At 50.6% G+C, this 25,590-nt stretch carries 23 protein-coding genes; 9 read left to right on the top strand and 14 right to left on the bottom strand.

The genetic code is table 11. The features are described from left to right. Positions 1-49 precede the first annotated feature (49 nt). Positions 50-172 carry a hypothetical protein gene (locus CRP01_RS43260; RefSeq protein ID WP_262510351.1) on the top strand — a complete coding sequence of 41 codons (123 nt, stop codon included), beginning with the start codon at positions 50-52 and terminating at the stop codon, positions 170-172. Positions 173-522: 350 nt separating this feature from the next. After that, positions 523-1,068: an HD domain-containing protein gene (locus CRP01_RS39065; protein ID WP_099155544.1), complete on the top strand. Its 546-nt coding sequence runs from the start codon at positions 523-525 to the stop codon at positions 1,066-1,068. Between the two features lie 8 nt (positions 1,069-1,076). Here CRP01_RS39065 and CRP01_RS39060 read toward each other — a convergent pair whose 3' ends face one another. Then, positions 1,077-2,000 (bottom strand): class I SAM-dependent methyltransferase, encoded by a 924-nt coding sequence (locus tag CRP01_RS39060; protein WP_099155543.1) that lies wholly within the window; start codon positions 1,998-2,000, stop codon positions 1,077-1,079. Positions 2,001-2,066: 66 nt separating this feature from the next. On the opposite strand from CRP01_RS39060, the gene CRP01_RS39055 reads away from it, so the two are divergent. Beyond that, positions 2,067-2,753, top strand: a complete 687-nt coding sequence (locus tag CRP01_RS39055) for a DUF3667 domain-containing protein (protein WP_170110733.1) — start codon at positions 2,067-2,069, stop codon at positions 2,751-2,753. Between the two features lie 97 nt (positions 2,754-2,850). Here the strand turns inward: CRP01_RS39055 and uvrC are convergent, their stop codons facing one another. The 7 genes from uvrC to CRP01_RS39015 all read right to left on the bottom strand — a co-directional run bounded on the left by uvrC (position 2,851) and on the right by CRP01_RS39015 (position 10,204). Further along, positions 2,851-4,662 carry an excinuclease ABC subunit UvrC gene (uvrC, locus tag CRP01_RS39050; protein WP_099155541.1) on the bottom strand — a complete coding sequence of 604 codons (1,812 nt, stop codon included), beginning with the start codon at positions 4,660-4,662 and terminating at the stop codon, positions 2,851-2,853. 2 nt (positions 4,663-4,664) lie between these two features. Beyond that, complete coding sequence (locus tag CRP01_RS39045) at positions 4,665-5,177, bottom strand: GNAT family N-acetyltransferase (protein ID WP_222845928.1); 513 nt, start codon at positions 5,175-5,177, stop codon at positions 4,665-4,667. 39 nt (positions 5,178-5,216) lie between these two features. After that, complete coding sequence (locus CRP01_RS39040; protein ID WP_099155540.1) at positions 5,217-7,205, bottom strand: leucine-rich repeat domain-containing protein; 1,989 nt, start codon at positions 7,203-7,205, stop codon at positions 5,217-5,219. Positions 7,206-7,525: 320 nt separating this feature from the next. Beyond that, positions 7,526-7,909 (bottom strand): ArsC/Spx/MgsR family protein, encoded by a 384-nt coding sequence (locus tag CRP01_RS39030; protein ID WP_099155538.1) that lies wholly within the window; start codon positions 7,907-7,909, stop codon positions 7,526-7,528. 74 nt (positions 7,910-7,983) lie between these two features. Then, positions 7,984-8,610: a 16S rRNA (guanine(527)-N(7))-methyltransferase RsmG gene (gene rsmG / locus CRP01_RS39025; RefSeq protein WP_099155537.1), complete on the bottom strand. Its 627-nt coding sequence runs from the start codon at positions 8,608-8,610 to the stop codon at positions 7,984-7,986. An 81-nt stretch (positions 8,611-8,691) separates the two neighbouring features. Continuing rightward, complete coding sequence (locus CRP01_RS39020; protein ID WP_099155536.1) at positions 8,692-9,378, bottom strand: RluA family pseudouridine synthase; 687 nt, start codon at positions 9,376-9,378, stop codon at positions 8,692-8,694. A gap of 94 nt (positions 9,379-9,472) precedes the next feature. Further along, positions 9,473-10,204 carry a glycoside hydrolase family 25 protein gene (locus CRP01_RS39015; protein WP_099155535.1) on the bottom strand — a complete coding sequence of 244 codons (732 nt, stop codon included), beginning with the start codon at positions 10,202-10,204 and terminating at the stop codon, positions 9,473-9,475. A 246-nt stretch (positions 10,205-10,450) separates the two neighbouring features. Between CRP01_RS39015 and CRP01_RS39010 the strand changes: the two genes are divergently transcribed. Continuing rightward, a complete protein-coding gene (locus tag CRP01_RS39010; RefSeq protein WP_099155534.1) occupies positions 10,451-11,638 on the top strand; it encodes an aspartate aminotransferase family protein in 1,188 nt (395 codons plus the stop codon). Between the two features lie 126 nt (positions 11,639-11,764). Beyond that, the gene (locus tag CRP01_RS39005; RefSeq protein WP_099155533.1) at positions 11,765-13,531 is read left to right on the top strand and encodes a SulP family inorganic anion transporter; all 1,767 of its coding nucleotides are present in this window, start codon (positions 11,765-11,767) and stop codon (positions 13,529-13,531) included. Between the two features lie 74 nt (positions 13,532-13,605). Here CRP01_RS39005 and CRP01_RS39000 read toward each other — a convergent pair whose 3' ends face one another. From CRP01_RS39000 to rsmA, 4 genes are all read right to left on the bottom strand, one after another. Next, on the bottom strand, positions 13,606-14,676 hold the full coding sequence (locus CRP01_RS39000; protein ID WP_099155532.1) for a CNNM domain-containing protein: 1,071 nt from the start codon (positions 14,674-14,676) through the stop codon (positions 13,606-13,608). A gap of 167 nt (positions 14,677-14,843) precedes the next feature. After that, entirely contained in the window at positions 14,844-16,370 is a 1,527-nt protein-coding gene (amaB, locus tag CRP01_RS38995; RefSeq protein WP_099155531.1) for an L-piperidine-6-carboxylate dehydrogenase, read from the bottom strand. Positions 16,371-16,457: 87 nt separating this feature from the next. Beyond that, positions 16,458-16,904: a GatB/YqeY domain-containing protein gene (locus tag CRP01_RS38990; RefSeq protein ID WP_099155530.1), complete on the bottom strand. Its 447-nt coding sequence runs from the start codon at positions 16,902-16,904 to the stop codon at positions 16,458-16,460. 70 nt (positions 16,905-16,974) lie between these two features. Continuing rightward, positions 16,975-17,742: a 16S rRNA (adenine(1518)-N(6)/adenine(1519)-N(6))-dimethyltransferase RsmA gene (gene rsmA, locus CRP01_RS38985; RefSeq protein ID WP_099155545.1), complete on the bottom strand. Its 768-nt coding sequence runs from the start codon at positions 17,740-17,742 to the stop codon at positions 16,975-16,977. A 263-nt stretch (positions 17,743-18,005) separates the two neighbouring features. Between rsmA and pdxA the strand changes: the two genes are divergently transcribed. The 3 genes from pdxA to CRP01_RS38970 all read left to right on the top strand — a co-directional run bounded on the left by pdxA (position 18,006) and on the right by CRP01_RS38970 (position 20,372). Then, positions 18,006-19,082: a 4-hydroxythreonine-4-phosphate dehydrogenase PdxA gene (pdxA, locus tag CRP01_RS38980; protein ID WP_099155529.1), complete on the top strand. Its 1,077-nt coding sequence runs from the start codon at positions 18,006-18,008 to the stop codon at positions 19,080-19,082. A 98-nt stretch (positions 19,083-19,180) separates the two neighbouring features. After that, the gene (locus tag CRP01_RS38975) at positions 19,181-19,555 is read left to right on the top strand and encodes a TraR/DksA family transcriptional regulator (RefSeq protein ID WP_099155528.1); all 375 of its coding nucleotides are present in this window, start codon (positions 19,181-19,183) and stop codon (positions 19,553-19,555) included. Between the two features lie 82 nt (positions 19,556-19,637). After that, positions 19,638-20,372 (top strand): lipoprotein signal peptidase, encoded by a 735-nt coding sequence (locus CRP01_RS38970; protein ID WP_099155527.1) that lies wholly within the window; start codon positions 19,638-19,640, stop codon positions 20,370-20,372. A gap of 108 nt (positions 20,373-20,480) precedes the next feature. Here the strand turns inward: CRP01_RS38970 and CRP01_RS38965 are convergent, their stop codons facing one another. After that, complete coding sequence (locus CRP01_RS38965) at positions 20,481-21,161, bottom strand: YceI family protein (protein ID WP_099155526.1); 681 nt, start codon at positions 21,159-21,161, stop codon at positions 20,481-20,483. Between the two features lie 187 nt (positions 21,162-21,348). Further along, positions 21,349-22,287, bottom strand: a complete 939-nt coding sequence (locus tag CRP01_RS38960) for a MerR family transcriptional regulator (protein ID WP_099155525.1) — start codon at positions 22,285-22,287, stop codon at positions 21,349-21,351. A 213-nt stretch (positions 22,288-22,500) separates the two neighbouring features. Between CRP01_RS38960 and CRP01_RS38955 the strand changes: the two genes are divergently transcribed. Further along, complete coding sequence (locus CRP01_RS38955) at positions 22,501-25,353, top strand: T9SS type A sorting domain-containing protein (protein WP_099155524.1); 2,853 nt, start codon at positions 22,501-22,503, stop codon at positions 25,351-25,353. Positions 25,354-25,590 lie beyond the last annotated feature (237 nt).

The raw sequence follows: 25,590 nt of genomic DNA, 5'->3' as shown, positions 1-25,590 counted from the left end.
TGAGTGTTTTGATTTGAGTTGCAAAATCCGCTAAAATCCACGCAAGTGTATGAATAACAGCTACTTAAACAAAAAATCGCAGTTTTTTGAAGGTGAGCCTTTTGTTTTTAGCCCCTTACTTGTTTTTTGGGTTGATCAGATGATGCTGGGCATGAAGAACAAAAAGCCGTAGCAGGCCAGGATGAACAACATAAAAAGGACTCTCAAAAAGTTTCTCTTCCACTCCATTGCTTACAAGGTTTTATCTTTTAGACGTTTGATTTATAAATTAGTTACGTTTTTTAAACACCATTTGGATGCTTACCGTTGGGACAAGCCCCTATCGTTCGTCGAAATTTTCGCTCTAAAGTCCGCAAAAAGACCACAATGCTTTTGTTTTCCGGCCTCATCGAACAACAGCAAAAAAACGTAACACCTCTAATTCCCGGATAGTTGAATTTACCAGACATTTAATCTCCCCGGTAAAACGTCTGGCGTGGTATTTTGTGATGCGTTTTTTATATTTATCCCAAACATTAACACATGGATCGAGAACAAGCCCAGCAGCTTCTGAACGAGATGACGGAATCTCCGGCACTACTCCGCCACGCCCGGACCGTAGAACTGGTGATGCGGGCACTGGCCCGGCACTTTGGAGCGGATGAGGAACAATTCGGCGTTACGGGATTATTGCACGATGCCGACTACGATAAATACCCCGATGAACATCCCAACCTCATCGTAAAAAAGCTGGAAGAGCTGGGCCATCCGGACATTGCACACGCCATTGCGGGCCATTACACCAAGTGGGGCGTGCCCCGGGAAAGTCTGCTGGATAAATGCATCGTGGCGGCGGATGAACTCACCGGCTTTATTTATGCGGCCGCCCTGATCCGCCCTACCCGTATCGAAGGAATGCAGGCCAAATCGGTATTGAAAAAACTCAAGACTAAATCCTTTGCCGCTTCGGTGGACCGGGAAGAAGTAAAAAAAGGAGCAGAGCTACTCGGCTGGGAACTACGGGAACTGATCGATTTTATTATTCCGGTTCTGGAAGCGCATAAGGAAGAACTCGAACTCACCCCCTGATCGTCACCTCAACTGATCAGATAGCCGTGGCTGATGGCCAGTTCTTCGGTTGTAAAACGGCCCCATTCTTCGTGCACCGGTACCCGGGCCAGCAGATCCGGGTTTCCCGGACGTACGACCTCCTCCCGGATAGGGATCTCCAATTCATCGTACAGGGCTTTGTACTGCGGCCAGCGCCAGCGGTTTTGAGGCTGGATGTCATTATCGATCCGGTCCCATGTGCGCTGACTGAAGCGCAGAAAGTTGTAGATATTGATCGAGGTGTCAAAATGGGCAAAATGGTCGGACAGATCGATAAAATGGCTCATCACTCCCTCCGATTTGAGCACCCGCCTGAACTCTTTCAGAATACCGGCCAGTACTTCCGGAAAAATATGCTCAAAAGTATTGTTGGAACAGATCAGATCAAAGGTATACTCCGGCATCGGTAGCTGACGGGCATCTCCTACGATCGTTTCAATCTGCAGCTCAGCCAGCGCTTCGGATAACGAAAGCGTATCGAGAGCCGCCGCTGTTTTCTGGAAATGTTGCCAACGCGCTGCCCGCATTTCCGGAAATTGCTGCGTCAAACGTCCGCTCTCATGCTCTTCCTGTAGTTTTTCCACACTAATTTGCAGCGTTTCCTTCGTCAGATGTGCATTTAGATCAATCGTTTGTATCTTTCTTGCACCGTGCAGATACAGCAGGATAGGAACGATAGGGTACCAGCCGGTGCCTAATTCCAGGCATACCGGTCCCTGCTCGCGGAGATACTTGTGCCAGTAACGGATATGATCCCGGGCGTGGGTGAGTTTCCAGTGCAGATGATCGGCATCCAGCTGTACGCCTTTGGTGACGTGTTTTTGAAACCAGAAGTTGATCTGGTTTCGGTATGGAAGCAGAGAAATGGTCTTTTGAACAGCAGCCTTAAGCATCCATTTTTTGAAAGCCATAGGTATCACGATCTGGATCAATGCGCAAAGGTAGCAGACATATTGGATTTTAAAAACTCAAACGCTATGTCCACAACCACCCCGGAAAGGATCACCCTCGGAAAACTGCGAAAAGACCTTCTGGAACAGTTCAACCTCGAGCGAGGTCTGGGCTATACCATCAAACAATTTTTATTGCGTCCCCGGCGAGCGGTAGAGGAGTACTTATACGAAAATCGCAGCCCCTATATCAAGCCGCTGAGTTTTCTGCTGCTCACTACGGCGGTAGCTACTTTTTTAATGGTGCAGTTTGTGATCAGTAAAAATCAGCCGGATATCAATTCGGTCCAACCAAAGGAATGGCAGCAGATCCCCGACCTGTTTAAACCCGGCCTGAAACTGCTGATCACCGGGATACAGAAATACTTCAACCTGTATTACCTCAGCAATCTGCCGGGCGTCGCCCTGGGGTGCTACTTCATTTTCAGAAAAAAATTCGATTATAACCTGGCGGAATATTTCGTTATCAACACCTACATTTTCAGCATCCAGGGAATTATTTTTCTCCTCAACATCCCGATCTTTGCCAACGACCTCAATGTGCCGATCGGCTCCATGCTTTCTGTTGCCTATTTCGTATATGCCTACCAGCAGATCTTCCGCCAAAACTTCTGGCGTACCCTGTTGTATTGCCTGATCGTGTATATGATCGCCCAGGTTTTTAACCTGTTTTGGGCGGGACTCTTTATCCTGTGGGGGATCTTTTTTGGGTAAGTGGTAGGGAAAAGATGGAGGGCATCCATTGCCCGACGGGTATGCCCAATAGATTTTGAATGATCATCTACTGAAAGCCGTCAGCGAAGCAACACACCTACGCCTCTTCACTCTTGGCAAAATGCTCCTTGATCTTCTGCGCCACTTTTAACGTACTCACTTCGGCGATCTCGGCCGCCGTAGCCTGTCGCAATTTTTTGAGAGACCCGAAATGGGTCAGTAACTTTTCGGCCGTTTTACTGCCGATCCCCGGAATTTCCGTCAACTCGGTACCGAGAAAAGCCCGGGAACGCTGATTGCGGTGAAAGGTGATCGCAAAGCGGTGCGCCTCGTTCCGCGCCTGCTGGATCAGTTTGAGCGATTCGGATTTTTTGTCAATGTAAAGCGGTAGCGGATCGTTCGGAAAAAAGATCTCTTCCAGCTTTTTGGCGATCCCGATCACGGTGATCTTGTCTTCCAGATTAAGCTTACGGATACTTTCCATAGCCGAACTCAACTGCCCCTTACCGCCGTCGATGATCACCAGTTGGGGTAGCGGTTCCTGCTCCTCCAGCAAACGCTTGTAGCGCCGGTAGACGACTTCGGTCATCGAAGCAAAGTCGTTCGGTCCCTCTACCGTTTTGATGTTGAAATGGCGGTAGTCCTTTTTACTGGGCTTGGCATTTTTGAATACTACACAGGAAGCCACCGGATGGGAGCCCTGAATATTGGAGTTATCAAAACACTCCAGGTGCATAGGCAGGGCATCCATTTGCAGATCCTTCTGCAGGGTACGGAGAATGCGTTCGGCTGAAGTTTGTTTCCTCGTCTGGTTCATCTCCTGCTTCTTCTTTTGCAAAAGGTAATATTTCACGTTCTTTTCGGAAAGGTCGAGCAGCTTTCGCTTATCACCGATCTTGGGGACCGTGATGTTCACCCCTTCTTCGCCCAGTTCCAGTTCGTAGGGCAGGATCACCTCATTGGCGATGCTATTGAAACGCTCCCGCAGGATAGGGATCGCATAGGCCAGCAGGTCTTCCTCCTCGTCGTCCAGGTTTTTGACCAGTTCCTGGGTATGCGTATGGATGATCGCTCCGTGTACGACCTTGATGTAATTGATGTAAGCTTCCTTTTCGTCCGAGGCGATGGAGAATACGTCCACATCGCGGATGGTGGTACTCACCACGGTAGACTTCGCCTGGTAATCCTCAAATGCCGTAAGCTTCTCTTTGATCTGCTGGGCTTTTTCGAAGTCCAGGTTTTCGGCGTGCCGCTGCATCTCCCCCTTAAAGTGGCCCACTACCGCCCCGAAATTCCCCCGCAGGATATTCTTAACCTGCTCGATCTTTTCGTTGTATTCCGATTCTTCTTCTAGACCTTCACAGGGACCGAGGCAATTTTTGATGTGGTATTCCAGACACACTTTGAATTTACCGGCCTCTATATTGGATTCGGACAAATTGAAACTACAGGTACGCAGTGGAAACAATTGTTTGATCAGGTCCAGAATGATCTTGATCCGGGATTTGGAAGTGTAGGGCCCGAAATAGGTCGATCCGTCCCGCACCACATAACGCGTGATGAAGACCCGTGGGAAACGTTCGTTCTTGATGCAGATATACGAATAGGACTTGCCGTCTTTCAGCATCACATTGTACCGCGGCTGGTGCTTTTTGATCAGCGTATTTTCCAGCAGCAGCGCATCTGCTTCCGTCTCGACAATGGTAAAGTTGATCCGGTTGGCATTTTTAACCATTACCCGGGTCTTGTGCGCGCGATCACGCCGCTGCCCGAAATAGGAAGCTACCCGGTTTTTCAGGTTCTTTGCCTTGCCCACGTACAAGATAGTCCCTTCACCATCCAGGAAACGGTATACGCCCGGTTGTCTGGGAACAGTATCGGCTATTTTTTTATAATCTTCTGTCGTCATAGCTATTGTACAAAGTACGGATTTTTTATCATGCCCTGCATCCCCTCGTGTCCGTCAAAATTATGGGGTGTCCAATTGGAAAACCCCAGTTTTTCTAACACCCGAACGGAAGCAAGGTTGGCTTTGATGACGTGAGCAATGATCTCTTCCAGTTTCAGGGTCCGAAAACCGTACTCCAGACAGCTTTTTCCGGATTCCGTAGCGTAACCCTGTCCCCAGAACTCCCGGAAAAAACGATACCCGAGATCCACCGCATCTTTATCCGGATGGTATTTCAGGCCGCACCAGCCCAGCCAACGTCCGTCTTCCCGCCGCAGCACGGCCAAACGTCCCATACCGTAACGCTTGTACACATCGTATCGCTCCAGGAAATCACGTGCTTCGGCAACGGAGGGAAATGGCCCGTCTCCGGTATAACGGATCACTTCGGGATCCAGATTCAGTCCGTACATCGCTTCGGCATCCTCCGGAGTAAACTCACGGAGTAACAGCCGGGGAGTTTCTATTAAATACACGTTGCATGAAAATTTGGTTATCTGATCGGTCGATGAGCATCACTTTAAATAGCCTTGAACAATACCCAGATCAAATCGGTTCCGCCGGAGTAATTCTTCTTTTTCCGGCTTGATCTTTCCCCATTTGATCAGTTGGGGAGTCAGTGCCGCAAAAAACTTATTTTTTCCCTCATCTTCCAGTCGCAACCGAATGTAGTGTTTAATCTGTAGCTGCAAACCCGGATCCCGCTCGCACAGATAATAAGCCACCAACAGCTCATTCCAAAGCCGGGGCGGCAATCCGTTGCCGGTGATCATCCGGAATCCCAGGCGAACGTTCGTAGTATCCGGACTCGTCAGCAACTGCTGAAGCCGGCCTAGTCTGGCTTCCGATTTTTCCGTCAGTAAGGGTTTCTTTTCCAGCTTGTCCAGGCGCAGCACCAGTTCCTTTTCGTTCATGATCACCTGCCGGGCCGGAGGGATCTCCTGGTGTAGCTGCGGGAAACCCAGTAATAGATGGGTACAGACTGCCGGGTCATAATCCTCCAGCAACTCAATCCCCAGGGCAGCCAGGCGCTCCTGAAGTTGGTTCTTATCAAAAAACGTACGTCCGACAACTCCCAGCTTATGCCCCTTTTTCAGCCGGTGGCCTTTGGCCGGCAGGCCATATTCCTTCTGAACGTATTTGCGCACCCCGGCGGCCACCTTACCGATGGGATGATTGAGGGCCAGCAGTATGGCTTCGGAGTTCAGTGTAGGCAAAACGGTTTTTGCGGACCGAAGCAGGCGAAAAAAAGGCACACTGAGTTCGTCCGGCAGATTCAGCGTCCGGGCTGATTGCTGGGCGAGCAGCAGATCTCTTCTTTTGGCGGCACTCAACAACCCGCTGATCTCCCGCAACTGGCGGAGGCTGAGCAGGGGTTCCACCTCCGATTTTACCGGATTACCCGCCAAACCGAGCCGGATCAGACTGCTGGTCAGATTACCGAAATCGGGCGGCAGTTGCTCCAGCTTATTGCGCTCGAGGAACAATTCCTTCAAATCCGGCAGATTGAGTACCGACTCGGGTATCTTCCGAAATTGATTACTGGATGCGCTCAATGAAAATAGTGACGGAGGCAGGGGCGGCAGTGTAGTCAGCTCGTTGCGGTTAAGATTCAGCTCGCGAAGCCGGGGAAGATGATCCACCTTCAGACTAAATTCGCTGATGGTGTTGCGGTGCAGATCCAGTTTTGCCAGTTGTTTAAAAGTTTCGGTGCTTTTGGGCAGTGCCCCGATCTTATTTTCCGAAAGGTCCAGATCGCTCAACCAGGGAAGCTGATCCAGGGAAGCCGGGAATTTCGACAATTTATTTTTCCGCAGATCCAGTCTACGCAGCATCAGGCAATCCCGGATACCCGCCGGCAGGCTACCGATACGATTTTCACTCAGTTGCAACTGGCTCAGTGCCCCCAGGCTACCGATGTTATCGGGCAGTTTCCGGATGCGATTCCGGGAGGCGTTCAATTGATCCAGTTGCGGGACCTGCTCAATTCCCCGTGGAATGCTGCCGATCTTATTGCCGTCGATCTCCAGCACCCGCAGTTGGGTCAGTCGAAACACATCGGCGGGTATGCGCGTGAGTTCATTTTCACTCAGATACAGGCTGCGCAAATTATTCAGGCTACCCAGAGCCTCCAGGCTGGTTGCTTCCAGCTTATTCTTACTGAAATTAAAGGATTGTAGACGGGGGGCTTTTTCGAGCACCTGTACCGGCCAGGCTAAACCCGGATTCTCACTCAGATCGAGCTGACTGATGGGTAATGGTAAAAAGACGGACAGTGAGATCTCCTGCAAACCGCAGTTGATCAGTTTTAATTTCTCCAGTTCCGGCCAGGGCCAGGCAGAAAAATGTACATGCCCAAAGCGGGCGTTGAACAGGTGGAGTTCCTGCAGATTGGAAAGATCAAACACCCATTCCGGAAAATTTTCCGCCCCTTTCAGATCCAGTCGTAGTGTCGTAATGGCCGTTTCGCGCCCTAGTGTATCCCGTTGCGTATAAGCGATCATCTATATTCTTCTAAATGCAGTGCGATCCGACCGTATGCTCCGCCTTCGTCTGAGCGAGCCTCCTGCTGTTTACCGGTTGTATACACCGTACCCAGCTACCGCACCGTCTTCGTTATATCGATAGTAGCTGATTGCCCTTCCGTCAAACAGCTACGAATCTTTTTGACTCCCTGCAAAGATAGCAAATCCGGCAGCCAGTCGGTCAGCGAAAATATCCAGTTATGAAAAGAGAGAAAAAAAATCAGGGTGGAAAAGGAGGAGATAGGAGCAAAGATTTCCACCCTGAAGGGAAGGTAAGGTTTAGGTATAATTAATTAGATCTACAATAAGTTTGGGGGAGTGCCATCCATCAGTTTGTATATGTCAGTAGGCGTAGAACAAACGATGGCTCGCTGGCCTCTTACGGCAATAGGTGCTTTTAGGATATCGGGGTTATAACGGATCACATTGATCCAGGATTCATCATCAAATTCGCGCCCACGGATGTGTTGTTGATAGTAGGGGTGGGCTTTGTTCATCAACTCTTTGGGATGTTTTCCCAACGCACGAATGATCTGATACCAACTGGTACCGGTACTTGGCGTACGGCCAAAAGCATAAGACTTAATATGCCTGGAAACGCTTTGCGCATGCGCAACCGTCATACGATCCGAGCTGGAGTCCGGATTGTAATAGATCATAATTTCTCTACGATGGGTTTTCATGACAGTTTATTTCATAAGCAAATAGATTGTTGAAACAATATACTGTAATTAAACCAAAAAAGCAAATTAAAAAATTACCACTGAACGTAGACGATGCATTTTTCTTCAAAGTAAGGCAGGTCAAAGAATTCGGATAGGGGAAATACTTCCGTATAGGAGCCGCGCCCCAGTGCCTGGATCTCCTCTTTGATGTTACCGCCTTTGAGCGCCAACAAACCATTGGGCAGCGCGTGTTGCTGTTTTTCCTTGATGAGGCGAAAACTCCAGGGCACCAGCTTTTCCAAACGGGCAACCGCCCGGGTCACCACAAAATCGAATTGTCCCTTGAGTTCTTCCACCCGGATATGCCGGGCCGTTACATTCTCCAGTTTCACCGCTTCGGCTACTTCCTGCACCACCGTGATCTTTTTACGGGTGCCGTCGACCAGGGTAAAAGAGGTTTCGGGAAACAGGATGGCCAGAGGAATACCCGGGAAGCCTCCACCGGTACCGAGATCCAATACACGGGCCTTGGGTTTGAAGGAAACCACCTGGGCAATCGCCATGGAATGCAGAACGTGGTGTTCGAAAAGGTTATCGATATCCTTGCGGGAAATGACGTTGATCTTATCGTTCCACTCCCGGTACAGCGGTCCCAATTGCCGAAATTGCTCGATCTGCCGCTCGCTGAGATCGGGAAAATATTGGAGTAGTTTATCCATAAGGGTAGTAGCTGGTATTTATCATAAATCGTAGCTGAAAGCCAATCCGTTCGTTCTGATAAAAATGACGGCAGATCCGGCCTATTGCAGCTGATCGCCGAACGCATCCCAGACCGGATCATTGGCCGGCAGGCTCGCCTGCAGACTTTCTTTTTCCTTGGACACCGGATGCACGAAATTGAGTTTCCAGGCGTGCAGGTGGATGGATCGATCCCGGTTGGAGCGCCGAAATCCGTATTTCACATCTCCCTTGATCGGGCAGCCGATCGCAGCCAGTTGCGCCCGGATCTGGTGGTGCCGGCCGGTATGCAGGTTGACCTCCAACAGATGGTAGCGATCACTACTCGCCAGATGTTTGTAGGAAAGTTCCGCCCGTTTGCTGCCCGGGGAAGGTTTATCGTAAGCCTGACTCTTGTTCTGTTTACCGTCTTTTCGCAGGTAGTGGACCAGCATGCCTTCCGGCTCTGCCGGCATTTCGCCAACTACCGCCAGATAGGTCTTTTGCGTTTCCCGGCTGCGAAACTGTTCGTTGAGCGATACCAGCGCATTGGGCGTTTTCGCAAAGAGGATAACGCCGCTGGCCGGCTGATCCAGCCGGTGAATGATAAACAATTTGCCTTTGGTATAGATCTCGCCGAGGGCATGCAGGGATTTGTTGTCACCCTGATCGTGCTGTACCGCCAGGCCGGAGGGTTTGTTGAAGGCCACCAACTGGTTGTTCTTATAGATCACCAGGTCACCAATAGAAAAGTCGTGTTCGTCAGACATGTAAGTTATTAATAGTGGAAGGCAAAGCTAAGGAAATTGACCCGATTATAGTGGGAAGAAATGAGAATGACGGGACGGACGGGTCGCGGATCGGTCAGCGCATGGCTACATCCTCCGTCATCGGAGGGGCCAAGAGGGCATGGGCGGGCGTCCAGCACATCTTTTCCAGATCGGCCAGCGTCCCTTCGAATACATTGAAATCCACGAAACCTTCTACCCCTTTCACCCGGCCGCGGTTGCCGTATTGCCAGAAGTGCCAGGCACGTTCGTAAGCCAGGTCCGGCTGCTGCGTATTGTAGCGGGCGATCCAGACCGGGTAATCATCAAAATGACCGGCCAGGTAACGGTTGTAGAATTTCTGGTTGGAATACAGAATGGGTTTGATGCGATAGCGGATCTCCGCGAGATACAGCCAGGTACGCACTTTGGTGATCAGCTCCACCTTGGAAGCATCGTCGATCACTTCCACGTCCAGCACCGGGGGCATATCGCCGGGCTGTAGCTGAACCATGCGGGCGAAATTGGCGAACTGGGTCTCGGCGGTCAGTGTCGGCCGAAAGAAATGGTAGGCACCGCGCTTCATGCCGACGCGCTGGATCTCGGACCAGTTGTGACAGAACAGGGAATCTACGTAGAATTCACCTTCAGTAGCCTTGACGAAGGCAAAATGAATGGACTGTTGTGCGACGGTATCCCAGGTGATCTTCGACTGATAATGGGACACATCCAGGCCGTGCACCGCAAAATTGTTCAGGCGATGGGTCTCGTACTGGCAGGAATACAAGCCAAGGATCAGGATCGATATGCTCAGGATATACCTTTTCATGGTTTCCTTGCCGCCGGGAAATCGCCAAACAGCATTTCGCGCTAACAGATTTATGAATAATGTTTAGGTAACTAACGCCAAGTTAACCAAAATTTAGGGAGTATGACTAAACTTAGCCCCAATTTAATATTTTGCTAACGCCGGTTAATCGATAGGCCTCCTTTTGGGAAAAGCCCGATCTAATTGGCTAGTAATCTGTTATCAATTTACCGCTAATTTTTCCATTGCTCACAACAGCCCGCTTTTATGTCGAATCTCAGACAATTATTTCTACAACACGTTGCCCAGACCAGTGAAACCCCGCTCATGCTGGAAATTACCAGTGCCGAAGGCATGTATCTCTACGACCCGGAGGGCAAGGCCTATCTCGATCTGATCGCCGGGATCGGCGTCAGCAGCCTGGGGCATCGCCATCCGGCCGTGGTGCAGGCGGCTAAGGATCAACTGGACAAATACCTCCATACCATCGTTTACGGTGAATTCGTGCTTGCTCCTCAGATCCAGCTGGCCCAGCTCATGGCGGAGCATCTGCCGGAACCGCTCGACAGCGTTTATTTCGTCAATTCCGGAACGGAAGCCACCGAAGGAGCCATGAAGCTGGCCAAACGCTATACCGGACGGCCGAAGATCGTTGCCGCCAGATATGCTTACCACGGAAGCAGTCAGGGAGCGGCCAGTCTGATGTGGCCGACTGATTTTACCCAGGCCTATCATCCGCTCCTGCCCGGCATCGAACACATCGAATTTAACGAAGAAGAAGATCTGGATAAGATCGACCGGCACACAGCGGCGGTAATCGTCGAAACCGTACAGGCCGAGTGGGGGATCCGGCGCCCAACCGATACCTACCTGCTTCGCCTGAAGGAGCGTTGTGAAGACGTCGGAGCATTGTTGATCCTGGACGAGATCCAGGCCGGTTACGGACGTACCGGAACCCTCTGGGCGTTCCAGCAATACGGCATCGTACCGGATATACTACTCCTGGCCAAAGGCATGGGAGGCGGCATGCCCATCGGTGCATTTGTGGCCAGCCGGGAGTTGATGCAGGTACTTTCCCACAATCCCATTCTAGGGCACATCACGACATTCGGCGGCCATCCGGTCAGTTGCGCCGCGGCCCTGGCAACCCTCCAGACTTTATTGTCTACGGACCTGATCGATCAGGTAAAAGCCAAGGAACAACTATTCCGGGAATTACTGGATCATCCGAAGATCGTGGACAAGCGATCCGCCGGGCTCTGGATGGCCGTGGAACTACCGGATTTTGATTTCGTACAGGGCGTGATCAGGCACTGTCTGGCGAACGGACTGGTGACGGACTGGTTCCTGTTTAACAGCCACTCCCTCCGCATTGCGCCGCCTTTGATCATAAATGAAAATCAGGTAAAAGAGGCCTGTCGCATAATTATTGATGGCATTGAGCGTCAAAAGTAAGATTTACGATAAGCGTAAGTAGTTTTAAGCAAATTTTTAATAAATTTGTTTATAAAGGTAATAGTAAAACTATCTAAATCTACAACCATACTTTTCATTTCTCAACGCTTTCATACCAATATGCCTATGAATGCCCTTCGAAACTTTTTCAAATTCGACTTTTCCCATTTTCGTGGCGACCTTTTTGGTGGTATTACCGCCGGTATCGTTGCCCTGCCCCTGGCACTAGCCTTCGGTGAACAGACCGAACTCGGTGCTATCGCCGGCCTGTACGGTGCGATTGCCATCGGTATTCTGGCCGCCCTCTTCGGTGGTACGGCCACTCAGATCAGTGGCCCGACTGCTCCAATGACGGTGGTCTCCGCCGTGGTGATCCTGGAAGCGATCAATTACGCCGGAGACTTAACTACGGCATTTCCGATCATTATCGGCACCTTTTTTCTGGCCGGTATTCTGGAAATGCTGATGGGGGTCTTTGGCCTCGGCCGTTACATCCGATACATCCCCTATCCGGTCGTTTCCGGCTTTATGAGCGGTATCGGAGTCATTATCATCATCAGCCAGATCTTCCCGTTCTTCGGGGCACCGGCACCAACCGGCGGGTCGATCGGAACGGTAACCAGTCTGGGCCAGGTCCCCGAGATACTCAACTGGTATTCCGTGCTGCTGGCCGGGGCTACGATCGGCATTATCTATCTGTTCCCGAAAATAACCCGGGCGGTACCCAGTTCGCTGGTGGCCCTCATCCTGATTTCCGGAATAGCTTTCTTCCTGTTCACCAACGGTCAGGTCAGTGTGATCAACGATAGTACCGAAGGTGGTGTTCCTACCGGCCTGCCTACGCTCCATCTGGGTTTCTTCAGTGTATTTGCTGATTTCGGACACCTGCTCTGGATGGTGGAATTCGGTTTCACCCTGGCGGCTCTGGGCGCTATTGACTCCCTGCTGACCTCCGTAGTTGCCGACAACATCACTAAAACCAAGCACGATAGTAATCAGGAACTGATCGGACAGGGCATTGGTAATATGGGCTCGGCCCTGATCGGCGGCCTACCCGGTGCGGGCGCAACCATGCGGACCGTGATCAACGTAAATTCCGGCGGACGCACCAAGATCTCCGGCGTGGTTGCCGGCGCATTACTCCTCTTCGTATTATTGGGACTCGGCTCTCTGGTCGGCATCATTCCCAATGCGGTACTGGCGGGTATCCTCATCACCGTGGGCATCAGCATTATCGATTACAAAGGCTTCCGGCATCTGCGGACTATCCCGCGCGCCGACGCGGTAGTGATGGTGGTTGTGCTGCTGCTTACCGTCTTTATCGGCCTGCTTGAAGCAGTGGCTATCGGAATGGTACTGGCCGCGATCCTGTTCATGAAAAATATTTCCGATGTCATCGGCAAGAAAGCCGAATCTACTCCTCTGCGCGATTTTGCCCGGGAGATCTCCTGGGAAGACGAAGGAGATATTATCGACCGCATCGGTAATCTGGTTTACATCAAACACCTGGACGGGCCTTTATTCTTCGGATTCTCCTCCCGCTTCAGCGAAATGGTCAAGGCCTTGCCGGAGATCCAGGTGGTGATCATCCGGATGAGTCGGGTACCCTACGTGGATCAGTCCGGATTATACGCCATGGAGGAAGCGATCCAGGACCTGCAGTCCCAGGGCATCACCGTATTATTTACCGGACTGCACGGCCAGCCGGAAGACATGTTCCGACGGATCAATCTGGTCCCCGGACTGGTACCGGAATCGTATAATTTTGAAAAATATAAAACGGCGGCTAAATGGCTGCGTCAGCATTTACGCGATAACGACGGGAAACTGCCTCCAATGGCTCCTTCCGATCCCAAAGTGGATCTGAGCAAGGCCGATTTTAGAGAGATATAATATTCGGCAGTTTTTTGGTAGGCCCGGTATGGGGTATTCGTTTCGGCGGGTGTCCAATACCGGGCTTAATCTTATTATTCTCCTTTCTTTTTAAACCTTTCTTCCCACTTGCGGCGGGCCAGTTTTTGCAGATCGGCCACTTCGTCCATCTCATCCATGATCTCCTGACCGAGCAGTGTTTCAAAAAGATCTTCCATCGTTACCAGGCCAACTACACTCCCGTAATTGTCTACTACCATGGACAGGTGATCCCGCTTGGTGGTGAAATGATCAAACAGCGCCGGTAACGGCATATCGTCCTGCACGAAGGAAACTTCCCTTTTGATATCCTTCAGCGGGGTATCTCCTTTCGCTTCGACAAGCTTTTGCAGCAGATCGTCCTTCAGCATAATACCGGTCACATCGTCCCGGTTTTCCCGGAATATGGGAATGCGGGAAAAACGTATCGGCGTATTTTCGTTGTAGTAATCCTTAAGCAACTCCGTTTCCCGGCCCATGATGAGTACCGTTTTCGGGGTCATGATATCGCGAACGCTCAGTTTTTCAAACTCCAGCAGGTTCTTGATAATCTTGGACTCGTGTTCCTCGAGCGCTCCGCTTTCCTCGCCCACTTTGGTCATGGCCGTGAAATCTGCGCGGCTCAGTACACTGCGGTCCTTGTCTTTCTTCAGGGTTTTGGTGATCAACTGGCTGATCCAAACAAAAGGTCTCAGGATCCACAACAGCACTTTCAGGGTCTTTACCGTGAACGGAGCCAGGCTCTGCCAGTAGTTTGCGCCGATGGTCTTCGGGATGATCTCGGAAAGTACCAGAATGGCCAGCGTCATCAGGGAAGCGATCACGGATTCGTAGCTAATGGACACATCTCCGAAGAGCGGTATAGCGTCCCCTTCGAACATAGCCCCGGCCTGGGCACCTACCCCAATAGCACCTACGGTGTGGGCAATGGTGTTGAGCGTCAGGATGGCGGAAAGGGGCTTATCAATATCCTCTTTGTACTCCGCGAGCAGTTTACCGGTAACGGAACCTTCCTGCAGTTTGACCTGCACGTAGGAGGGAGTCACACTTAACAAAACGGCTTCCAGAACCGAACAGAGAAAAGAAAAGAATATGGAAAGAAGGAAGAAAAGGATTAATAAGCCCATATGATAACAAGGTAGTTTTGGACGAATATACTTCGCAATCGTTTAAAGACGATGTTTTTGCACGGAAATATATTCGTTGTAGGTGTCTGTCAGTACCCGGCACAGCTTGACGGACACATCCCGGGTTCTTCAAAAAACCCGGGATGCTCCGCGATCAGTCTTCGATCTTAAAGATCAAATTTTATGCCCTGTGCCAGGGGTAGCGTTTCGCTATAATTAATGGTATTGGTCTGCCGGCGCATATACGCTTTCCAGGCATCGGAACCGCTTTCCCGACCACCTCCGGTTTCTTTTTCGCCACCGAAAGCACCTCCGATCTCAGCACCACTGGTACCGATGTTCACGTTAGCAATACCGCAATCAGAACCTGCAGCAGACAGGAAGAGTTCGGCTTCCCGCAGATTATTGGTCATAATTGCCGAAGAAAGGCCCTGCGGTACTTCATTATTGTAAGCCAGCGCCTCACTCAGGTCGGAATACTTGATCAGATACAGGATCGGCGCGAAAGTCTCGTGGTGAACGATCTCAAAGTCGTGCTCCACTTCCGCAATACAGGGTTTGACGTAGCAACCGCTGCTGTAGGCATCCCCTTCAAGACGACCACCTTCCACCAGGAAGTTACCGCCTTCCCGCTCAACGGCCTCGATGGCCGACAGGTACTGATCTACCGCCTGGGTATCGATCAGGGGACCGACGTGGTTGTTCTCATCCAGCGGATCTCCGATACGCAATTGCGGATAAGCTTTCGCTAATTTCTGTTTGACTTCATCGTAAATGCTCTCGTGTACGATCAGCCGGCGGGTAGATGTACAACGCTGACCGGCCGTACCTACCGCTCCGAACAGAGCGCCCGTCAGTACGATATCCAGGTCTGCATTCGGAGTCACGATGATGGCGTTGTTGCCGCCCAGTTCCAGTAGGGTCTTGCCCAGACGGGCACCGACCGTAGCCGCTACGATCTTACCCATGCGGATACTACCCGTAGCCGATACCAGGGCAACCCGTTCGTCTTTCGTCAGGAATTCCCCGACTTTATAGTCCCCGTTGATCAGGGAACACACGCCTTCCGGCACTTCATTTTCCTGCAGTACTTTCTGGAACAGTTGCTGGCAGGCCACTCCGCACATCGGCGCTTTTTCGGAAGGTTTCCAAACGACCACATCGCCGCAGACCAGGGCGATCATTGCATTCCAGGACCATACGGCAACCGGGAAGTTGAAAGCCGAGATCACCCCGACGATGCCCAGCGGATGCCATTGCTCGTACATGCGGTGTCCGGGACGTTCGGAATGCATGCTCAGGCCGTACAACTGGCGGGAAAGTCCCACGGCGAAGTCGCAGATATCGATCATCTCCTGTACTTCACCCCAGCCTTCCTGCAGGCTTTTGCCCATTTCATAGGATACCAGTCGGCCCAGCGGGTCCTTCATCCGGCGCAACTCTTCTCCGTACTGGCGGATGATCTCTCCGCGTTTCGGTGCGGGCAGCAGTCGCCAGGTCTTGAAAGCCTCCTGGGCCGCGGCGATCACCGCATCGTATTCTTCACGGGTCGTTTTACTGACGCTCCCGATCAGCTCTCCGTCTACCGGAGAGAATGATTTGATATACTTACTGGAATTGGTTGATTCCAGGCCGGTCATCGTACCGGCATTGTGTTTTCGCAATCCTAATTGTTTTAGGAAACGCTTATCCATATTGGTTCTTAGTTATTGTGGTTAGGAAAATTTGCAGGGTACCTGCACCGGGTGTCTCGTACCGGGCACCCGGTACCGGAACCCTCACTAATTCAACAATTGCTTTACTACAGCGGAGATGGTCTTACCGTCGGCACGGCCGGCCAGTTGCTTATTGGCCATTCCCATCACTTTGCCCATATCCTTCATAGAGGAAGCACCGGTCTTCTCGATGATGTCTTTGATCACTTTTTCCAGCTCTTCCTGGCTGACCTGCTCGGGCAGATATCTTTCAATCACTTCGATCTCTTCCCGTTCGGTAACGGCCAGGTCCCCACGGTCCTGCTTTTCGTAGATCTCCAGCGAGTCTTTTCTTTGCTTAATCAGCTTTTGCAACATTTTAATTTCAACTTCCGGAGTGATTGCCCTTCCGGAGCCATCTGTCTTAGCTAATAAAATAGCTGCCTTAATAGCTCGAATTCCCCGCAAACTTGCCTGGTCTTTGGCTTTCATTGCAGCTACCAGGTCGGGTTTGATCCTTTCTTCGAGTGTCATGATAATTGATTTTATGATACTATTTTCAATGTTTTACTTCAATCGTGCATCCCGGCGATTAACCCTCAGGTTACCGGCGTTCTTCGATCCACTTTGTTATTTGTACAAAATCCGCCACCGAAAGTTTTTCCGGTCGCTGGTTAAAAAAACTATCGGCGAGCAATTCCTGGTCCGTAAGGATGGATTTCATCGTGTTCCGCAGCATCTTGCGCCGCTGGCTGAAAGCCTGCTTCACTACGCGGCGAAACAGTTTTTCGTCGCACCCGATCTCCGTTTCCGCTTTCCGGGTAAGCCGGATCACGCCGGACTGCACCTTGGGTGGCGGTGTAAAATTCCTTCTGTCCACTTCAATACACATCTCTCCCTCGTAATACGCCTGCACCAATACGCTGATCACGCCGTACACCTTGTTACCCGGGGGCGCGATGATGCGTTCGGCAACTTCCAGCTGGAACATACCGACCATTTCCGGGATCAGGTGCCGGTATTCCAGCATTTTGAAGAGGATCTGAGAAGAAATGTTATAGGGAAAATTCCCAATCAGGGCAAAAGGTTCCGTAAAAAGGCGATCGAGCGGTACTTTTAGGAAATCCGCGCTGATAATGTCCTCTTTCAGCGCCGGATAATGCCGCTGCAGATAATTGACCATGTCCCGGTCCGCTTCTACGACGGTAAGCCGAAAATCCTGATCCAGGAGATACTTGGTGAGCATGCCTTTTCCCGGCCCGACTTCGAGGACCCGCTGGTAAGCTAATTCCGGTCGCAATAGCTGAGCGATGCGCTCGGCGAGATGCTCGTTGTTCAAAAAATGTTGACCGTATGACTTCTTTGCTTTCAATATAGTAGGGAATTGGCGGACAAAGGTACGCAAAAGGCAGAGAATGATTAATATTCCTTATTTTTGCTTTCTTTCAACATGAGGCTGGAAGAATGCTGATCACAAAACGGTCCGCGGCGAAGTAAGAATGAGCAGCGGGATTGCACCACAGGCCGCAATCTGACCGTTTTAGAAAAGCGCAAAGCCTCCGGGTAAAAAAACGGTCATTACCGCCCGCAGGTCTTCGAGACGCCAGCTCTTGTTTTTAAAAACATAAACTCAGTATGGAGAAAGTTAAAGTAGGCATTAGTATTGGAGATATAAATGGGGTCGGATTAGAGGTGATTATTAAAACACTGGGAGCAACACAACTTTTAAATTATTGCACTCCGGTGATCTACGGATCCAGCAAAGTCATTTCCTACCATAAAAATATTGTTGACGACGATTTTCATTTTCACAGCATCCGCGCCGCCGATCAGGCCCAGGAGGGTAAGATCAACATCGTGAACTGCTGGCAGGAGAACGTCAATATCACGCTCGGCAAGGCGACCAAAGAAGGTGGCGAATACGCCCTGCGCTCACTGGATACCGCCACCAAGGACCTCAAAGCAGGTCTGGTGGATGCGCTCATTACCGCACCGATCAATAAGGAGGCGATGAAGATGGCGGATTTCAAATTTACCGGGCACACGGAGTTTCTTACCTACATGCTGGAGGGAAAGGAAAACCTGATGTTCATGGTAAACGAATCCCTGCGCATCGGGCTGGTGACCAATCATATCCCGCTGGAGCAGGTGTCGGCCCTGCTGAACAAAGACCTCATTATACGGAAGCTGAAGATCATGCACGAAAGTCTGCAGATGGACTTTGGGATCGAGCGGCCGACGATCGCCGTACTGGGGCTCAATCCCCACGCCAGCGACAATGGTGTCATCGGCGACGATGAAGAGAAGAAGATCCGCCCGGCCATCGTGGAATGCAAGAAAAAGGGTATGCTAATCTCCGGTCCGTTCCCCGCTGACGGTTTCTTTGGCTCCAAACAATACGTCAAGTACGATGCCATTCTGGCGATGTACCACGACCAGGGGCTGGTGCCCTTCAAGCTGCTTTCTTTCGGAGAGGGCATCAATTTCACGGCCGGATTAGGGAAGGTACGCACTTCTCCCGATCACGGCACCGGATACGATATCGCCGGAAAAAACACCGCCGATCCTTCATCTTTCCGCCGGGCCTTGTTCCTGGCTATAGATGTGGTTCGCAACCGGTTCAATTATACAGATATGCACGCCAATGTGCTGGTCAAACGCGAGCAGCCACAGGAAGAAGCGAACGCCGGCAGCCTGCCCGAAAGTTCCTGATCTTGAAACTTTTGGTTGCATAACAACGTTTTATTTTCATTCAACCATCAACTTTTTTTAGTCCGCTGAGGGCTAAATTTGGATTAAACCGACACGATATGGATTCGAAACCCCACGCTATCACCCGTTACGGAGACGATGATCTGGAAGAGTTCAGAGAGCTCATCGAACAGAAGATCAAGCGCGCCCGGGGACAGCTCGAATACTACGAACAGCAACTTCAGTCCATGGCCGACAATCCGGACGCCAAGGTCAGAGGGCTGGATGACGGTACCGGTACCGCGGAAAGCGAAGCGATCAGCAGCATGGCACTAAGACAGCAAAAGCTGATCAAACACCTGGAGAATGCACTCATTCGCATTCAGAATAAAACCTACGGCGTTTGCCGCGAAACGGGCCAGCTGATTTCCAAAGAAAGGCTCAGAGCGGTACCCCACGCCACACTTAGCATTGCTGCCAAACGTAACCGGTAATACGTTAATAGAGGACTAAAGATTTGTCTATTGGCAGCATTTGTATGTATTTTTGCCATTTCTCAGCAAAAGAAGTATTCTATTGAAAAATACAACGAAAGTCTGGCTCACCGTTGCCTTTGTCCTGCTTATCGATCAGGTGGTGAAAATTTGGGTGAAGACGAATATGTCTTATGGCGATGAGATCCCTCTGTTTGGCATTCCCTGGGCCCTGATCCATTTTGTTGAAAATGATGGCATGGCTTTCGGTGTAACCTTCGGTGGTTCCTACGGCAAACTGGCTCTGAGCCTGTTTCGCATCATCGCCGTCGGTTTTCTGATCTATTACCTGCGTTTTCTGGATAAAGCCGGCGCGTCTCTGGGGCTGCTGATCAGTTTTGCCCTCATCCTGTCCGGTGCGATTGGCAACATCCTCGATAGTGCCTTCTACGGTCTTATATTTTCAGAATCCGTTCCCTACGGAGATCCTGCGGTCATGTTCCCCGCTGAAGGCGGTTATGCGCCCTTCCTTTACGGCAAAGTAGTGGACATGCTCTATTTCCCGATCTTTTCCGGATATTTTCCCGATTGGTTCCCTTTCTGGGGCGGTGAACGCTTCCTGTTCTTCAAACCGGTATTTAATATTGCCGATACCGCGATCACCCTGGGGGTTATCAATATCTTGCTTTTCCAGCGCAGCTTCTTCAGCAATGTGCAGAACGAGGAAAACGATCAGGAGAGTGGCCTCAGCGAAACCACAACGGAAAATCTCCCTCAGGATACCGAAAGTACAACTACTGCCGATTCCAACTCCAATCTGGGCGTTGATAAGGTATAATAGATGAAGGCTTCTGGAAAGCCTTTATAAAAAAAGAAACCGGCCTGATCTCGCAAGGAGAGACCAGGCCGGTTTTCATTTATAGCTTACGGCTACAATTATGCTTTATTACATTTCCGCAGTTTGCGGAGCGGCATTCAGCTTAATCTGCAGACCGATCTCGTCGTGAATGGCTTTGTCTTTCGGCACACCCAGTACACCTGATTTGAAGTTCACACCCCATTCGGTACGGTTGATCGTAAACTTCGGAGTGGTTGCCATCAGGCCTTCTTCCGTCATTTCAACTTTAGCCGGAAGCGTTACACTTTTAGTGGTGCCTTTCATGGTGAGGTTACCGGTAATGCTGTGGGTAGCATCCGGATTGTCCGTTGCCGGCTCCACGCTGGTTACTTCGAAAGTAGCGGTTGGGAATTTCTCTACTTCAAAGAAATCACCGGTTTTCAGGTGACCTTCCAGATCTCCTTTTTTCTCATCGGGCAGATCTTCGTTGGCAATGCTGTTCATGTCCAGTACGAAAGAACCTCCAACCAGATCTTCGTTCTCAACGAACAGTTCACCGCCGGTCAGTTTAACGGTACCGGTGTGCTCGCCACCCGGCTTGCTACCTACCCAGGTAATTTCGCTATCCTCAGTGTCAACTACATATGCTACAGCCTCAGCAGCCACATCAGTGGTTTCCGTAGCTACTGCGTCATTAGCTTCTACTTTCTGACCTTCCGGTGCATCAGCACAAGCAACCATCAACATAGTCAATGACAAGGCAGCGAATAATGCATTAATTGATTTCATCTCTAATAGTTTTAAAGCGTGTGTTAAAAAAGTTCTTTAGCCTTGCTCCAAAAACTCATTAACAGACAAAGCACTCAATTTGTTGTATATACAACAAAAATTATTTTTGCCCGAAAATGCCGCTTAATTGCCCTTTCCGGCCCGGTAATGTCTTGCTGAATTTTTAAGAATACGATGGAACCAGTCTTTAGGACTGGCCATTAGAGATAACCGCAGTTTGGCGCTTCACCGCTTCCCGGCTCTGGTTCAGATGGTCCAGAAAGTCGATGACGTGTCCAAGGCTGGCCAATACCTGAATGTTTTCGTAAGACTGGATCTGCTGGGCTGCCACCTGGTAGCCCGATACCAGAATACGTGCGGTAGGAAAGCTTTCACAGAGGCGGTCCAGGTATTGTTGAACGGATTCCCGCGCAAAGTTTTCGGTGATCATGGTAAAGATGAAATCCGGCCGGTGTACCTCGTAGGCATCCTCCAGATCGTTCACCGAGATTTCCTGCCCTAAATAAACGGTGGGTAATTTACGACTTTTTAACATATACAGCATAAACAGGAGACTCAACTCCTGTTTTTCGCCTTCGGGCAGATAGATCATGAACTTATTGGAGCGGGATTTACCGACGATGGGTTCGTTATCGATCGCTACGATGATCTTCTGCCGGATAAGGTAGCTGATGAAGTTTTCCTGTACCGGATTGATGGACCCCGTCAGCCAGAGTACACTCAACTTATCCAGAAAGGGATAGATCACTTCCAGCATGGTCCTTTCGAAACCGATCTGCTGAATATTGGCGGAAATAATGCGGTCAAATTTGAACTCGTCCATCTCGATCATCGAGATGGTCAGTGCGTCCAGTTGCGAGCTGTATTCCGAACTGACTTCCGACAGGGATGCTACTTCCTGGACGATCTGCTCTTCCGACATCTTGGCAATCTTGGAGATCCGAATGCCATTTTTATTCAACAGGGCAATGTTGAGCAACAACTTCAGGTCTTCATCCTGATAATAACGGATGTTGGTCTCCGTACGCTGTGGCTCGAGTATGTCATAGCGCTGCTCCCACATACGAATGGTATGCGCCTTGATCCCTGACAACTTTTCCAGATCCCTGATTGAGTAAATTGCCACAGTCTGGTTAATATTGGTTTACTAAACGAAAAAGCAATTTGTATATTCCTAACGCCGACTATTCAAAAATGTTTAAGAAAAAGAAGGCGCTTTCCATTGTAATCCTCATTTTACGGAAAATTGGTACATTTATATAGCCGACATAATACTATTTTGACCTCCTTTCTTCATAAGTTATTGACAATCAGTTTAATTTTTCCAAAAAAATGATTCATGGATCTTAAGCCGATCTCCCTCTCCTGTATACTGATCTTATGGCTTCCGCTCTCCGCTCTTTCACAGGTCGGCTGTGCCTATTCCCTTCGGTTATACGACTCCTTCGGCGACGGCTGGAATGAAGGCTTTTTGACGGTTACTATCGATAATAAATCCGAGAATTACACCTTCGAAGACGGGAATATCCGGGAGATCTCGCTTTTCGTGATCGAAGGGGACAGTCTCAGTATCAGCTTCACGCCGGGCTTTTTCGCCTTTGAGGCTTCCTTTAGCGTTTTCAATGCCGAAGGCACCGAGATCTTTTACAGTGGGCAGGACCCTCCCCAGGGAGAAGTATTTCGCACGATCATCACCTGCCCTCCCTGTCCCAATCTCCTTTTGAACGGAGTGTCCATCAGTCAGATACGGCACGATCGCGCACGACTGAGCTGGATTCCCAATGATACCAATGGGGATTACCTTATCCGGATCGGCAATACCGGTACCGATCCGGCGGAAATGCCCGAAGTCCGGGTCAATCAATCCTTTCAGTACCAGTTAAATGGACTGGAAGAAGACCGCCGTTACGACGTTTACCTGCAGGCCGTCTGTTCCGACGGCGATACCAGCGGCCAGATCGGGCCATTCACTTTCCAAACGCTACTGGGAAAAGATGTAGGCATTGCCGACCTGATCAATCCCGTTTCCGACTGCGACCTGCCCGCCGATGCTTCCATTGCGGTAGTACTGAAAAATTACGGTGGCGCGCCGCAGACGCTCATTCCGTTCAACTACAGCGTCAACGGCGTTCCCGGAGCCGTTAACCAGCCCAATGACGGCTTTTTTACCGGTATCCTCAGTTTTGACAGTACATTCACCATCAGTTTCGACGCAACTTATGATTTTTCCGATCCGGAACCTTACCGGCTAAAGATCTGGACGGAACTGGAGGGAGACAATAATCCGGCCAATGATACTTTCAGCACCGTGATTATCCACACCCCGCTGATCCAGCAGTTTCCGTACAGTATGGATTTTGAAGCCGGTGCCGGAGGCTGGATGATCGACGAGTCGGAGAGTTCCCGACCTTCGCTCGAACTGGGCACTCCCGACGGCAATGTGATCCAATCCGCCAATGGCGGCCTGAATGCCTGGGTAACGAATCTGGACGGCGACCACAATAATAACGAACGGTCCGTTTTGCTATCGCCCTGTTTTGATTTTTCCCAGCTGGAAAAAGACCCGGAATTATCCTTCTTCCTGTGGGTCTCCACGGAATCTACCTTTGACGGGATCTGGGTGGAAATGTCCGTTGGCGGAGGAGCCTGGACCAAGGTGGGCAAATCCGGAAACACCGGTACCTTCTGGTACAATACGGTGGATGATATCTACGGCGACTGGTGGAGCGGCAACAACCTTTTCGGGGGCTGGCGGCAGGTACGCCATCCGCTGACGGGGTTGGCCGGCCAGTCGGACGTACGTATCCGCTTTGTCTTCCGATCCGATGAAGCCGTGGTGCGGGAAGGTATCGGGATCGATGATATTTTTATCGCTCCTATCCTCGAAAGCAATCTGAGTGCCCTGGAGGTAGCCGGTGTGTCGGGCTCCGACTGCGGTTCGGAGAATACCGAGATCGTACTCACTTTCCGCAACGAAGGCGTGGCGCCCCAGAAAAATTTCACACTGGCCTATCAGGTCGATGACGGTCCGGTGATCCGGGAGAATTATTCGGCCAATGTCGCTCCCGGCACTTCCGCGGATTATACCTTCAATGCTACTTACAATACCTCGATGCCCCGGGCCTATACCATCCGGGCCTGGACGGAGCTGGCCGGCGAAGAATTTATAAGCAATGATACGGCTACCTGGGTGTATTCGACGGCGGGCCCCGGTCTGCCCTTTCTGGAAAATTTTGAAAGCGACGAAATTCCCGAAGACTGGATCATCGATTCCGATCTGGTGATCGACAACGGACACAACAGCGGCTCTTATGTTCTCTTTGACAACCTCTGGAAAGACGATACGCTTTTTCAGGCCGTCACCCCGCTATTGGGAGCCCTGGCGGCCGATGATACGCTTTTCTTTTCCTACCGCTTTGTGAATTTTATGGGTTTCGGCACTTCGCCAACCATTCTCGGTGACGGAGATGCTTTTTACGTGGAAGTATCCGAAGACTGCGGCCTTTCCTTCAACGAAGTGCTGAAGATCGACGCCGGCAACCACCAGGTCAAAAACACGCTGACCCGGGTAGCCGTGCCGCTCGGCGACTACGAAGGCCAATGGATAAAAGTACGGTTCAAAGCCGTCTGGGGTAACGGGGATTTCTACGTGGACCTGGATAATATCAACATCCGGCGTTGCCCGGCTAATCTCGGCCTGCGGGCCTCCGTCAGCCAGCCTTCCGGAAATAATAATGACGGAAGCATCCGCATTGAGGGCACGGACGGGATCGCCCCCTACAACTATACCTGGGATAACGGCAACCGGACGGCTTCCCAGAGCGGTCTTACTTCGGGCAACTACGCGATCACGGTGGCCGACCAGCAGGGCTGCACCGATGTGATCTCTGTTGTACTGGAATCTGTGGTATCCGTCGGGGAGCGCGTTTCGAGGATCAACTCCATAAAATTGGCCCCAAATCCCAGCAACGGTCACAGCATATTGGACATCGAAATGAAAAATCCGGAAGATATTAGCATTTTTGTCTTTGATACCCGGGGGCGCACACTCCGGAGTTTTGAACATCGGCAGGCCGCATCGGTTCGCCGGGAGCTGGACCTTAGTCAATTTGCCAATGGTGTATACTTTATCCGCATAATGGCGGGAAATGAAGTCCAAACTGTCCGACTGCTGAAAGCAAATACGCGATGAATTAAACTTTTTGCCATACAGAGTGATTTAATTAGTGACGACAGACTTAAGACGAGGAAGCAGGATATTGAAGATCAAAATGACGTGGAGAGCAAACCTCTTACCACTTATTCAGCATCCCAGATCCCAATGTCTGATGGTTCGGCGTCCGGTTTATTTAAGTTTTAGCAACAACCTTCAGCAGCTTGAATTCCTAACATGGTCAATTTGACATCATTTTAAAATCACAGCAGGAAT

The sequence above is a fragment of the Flavilitoribacter nigricans DSM 23189 = NBRC 102662 genome (assembly GCF_002646595.1).
Lineage (GTDB): Bacteria > Bacteroidota > Bacteroidia > Chitinophagales > Saprospiraceae > Flavilitoribacter > Flavilitoribacter nigricans.
Note: the sequence above shows the minus strand (reverse complement) of the source record. Positions and strands in the feature narration are given on the sequence as shown.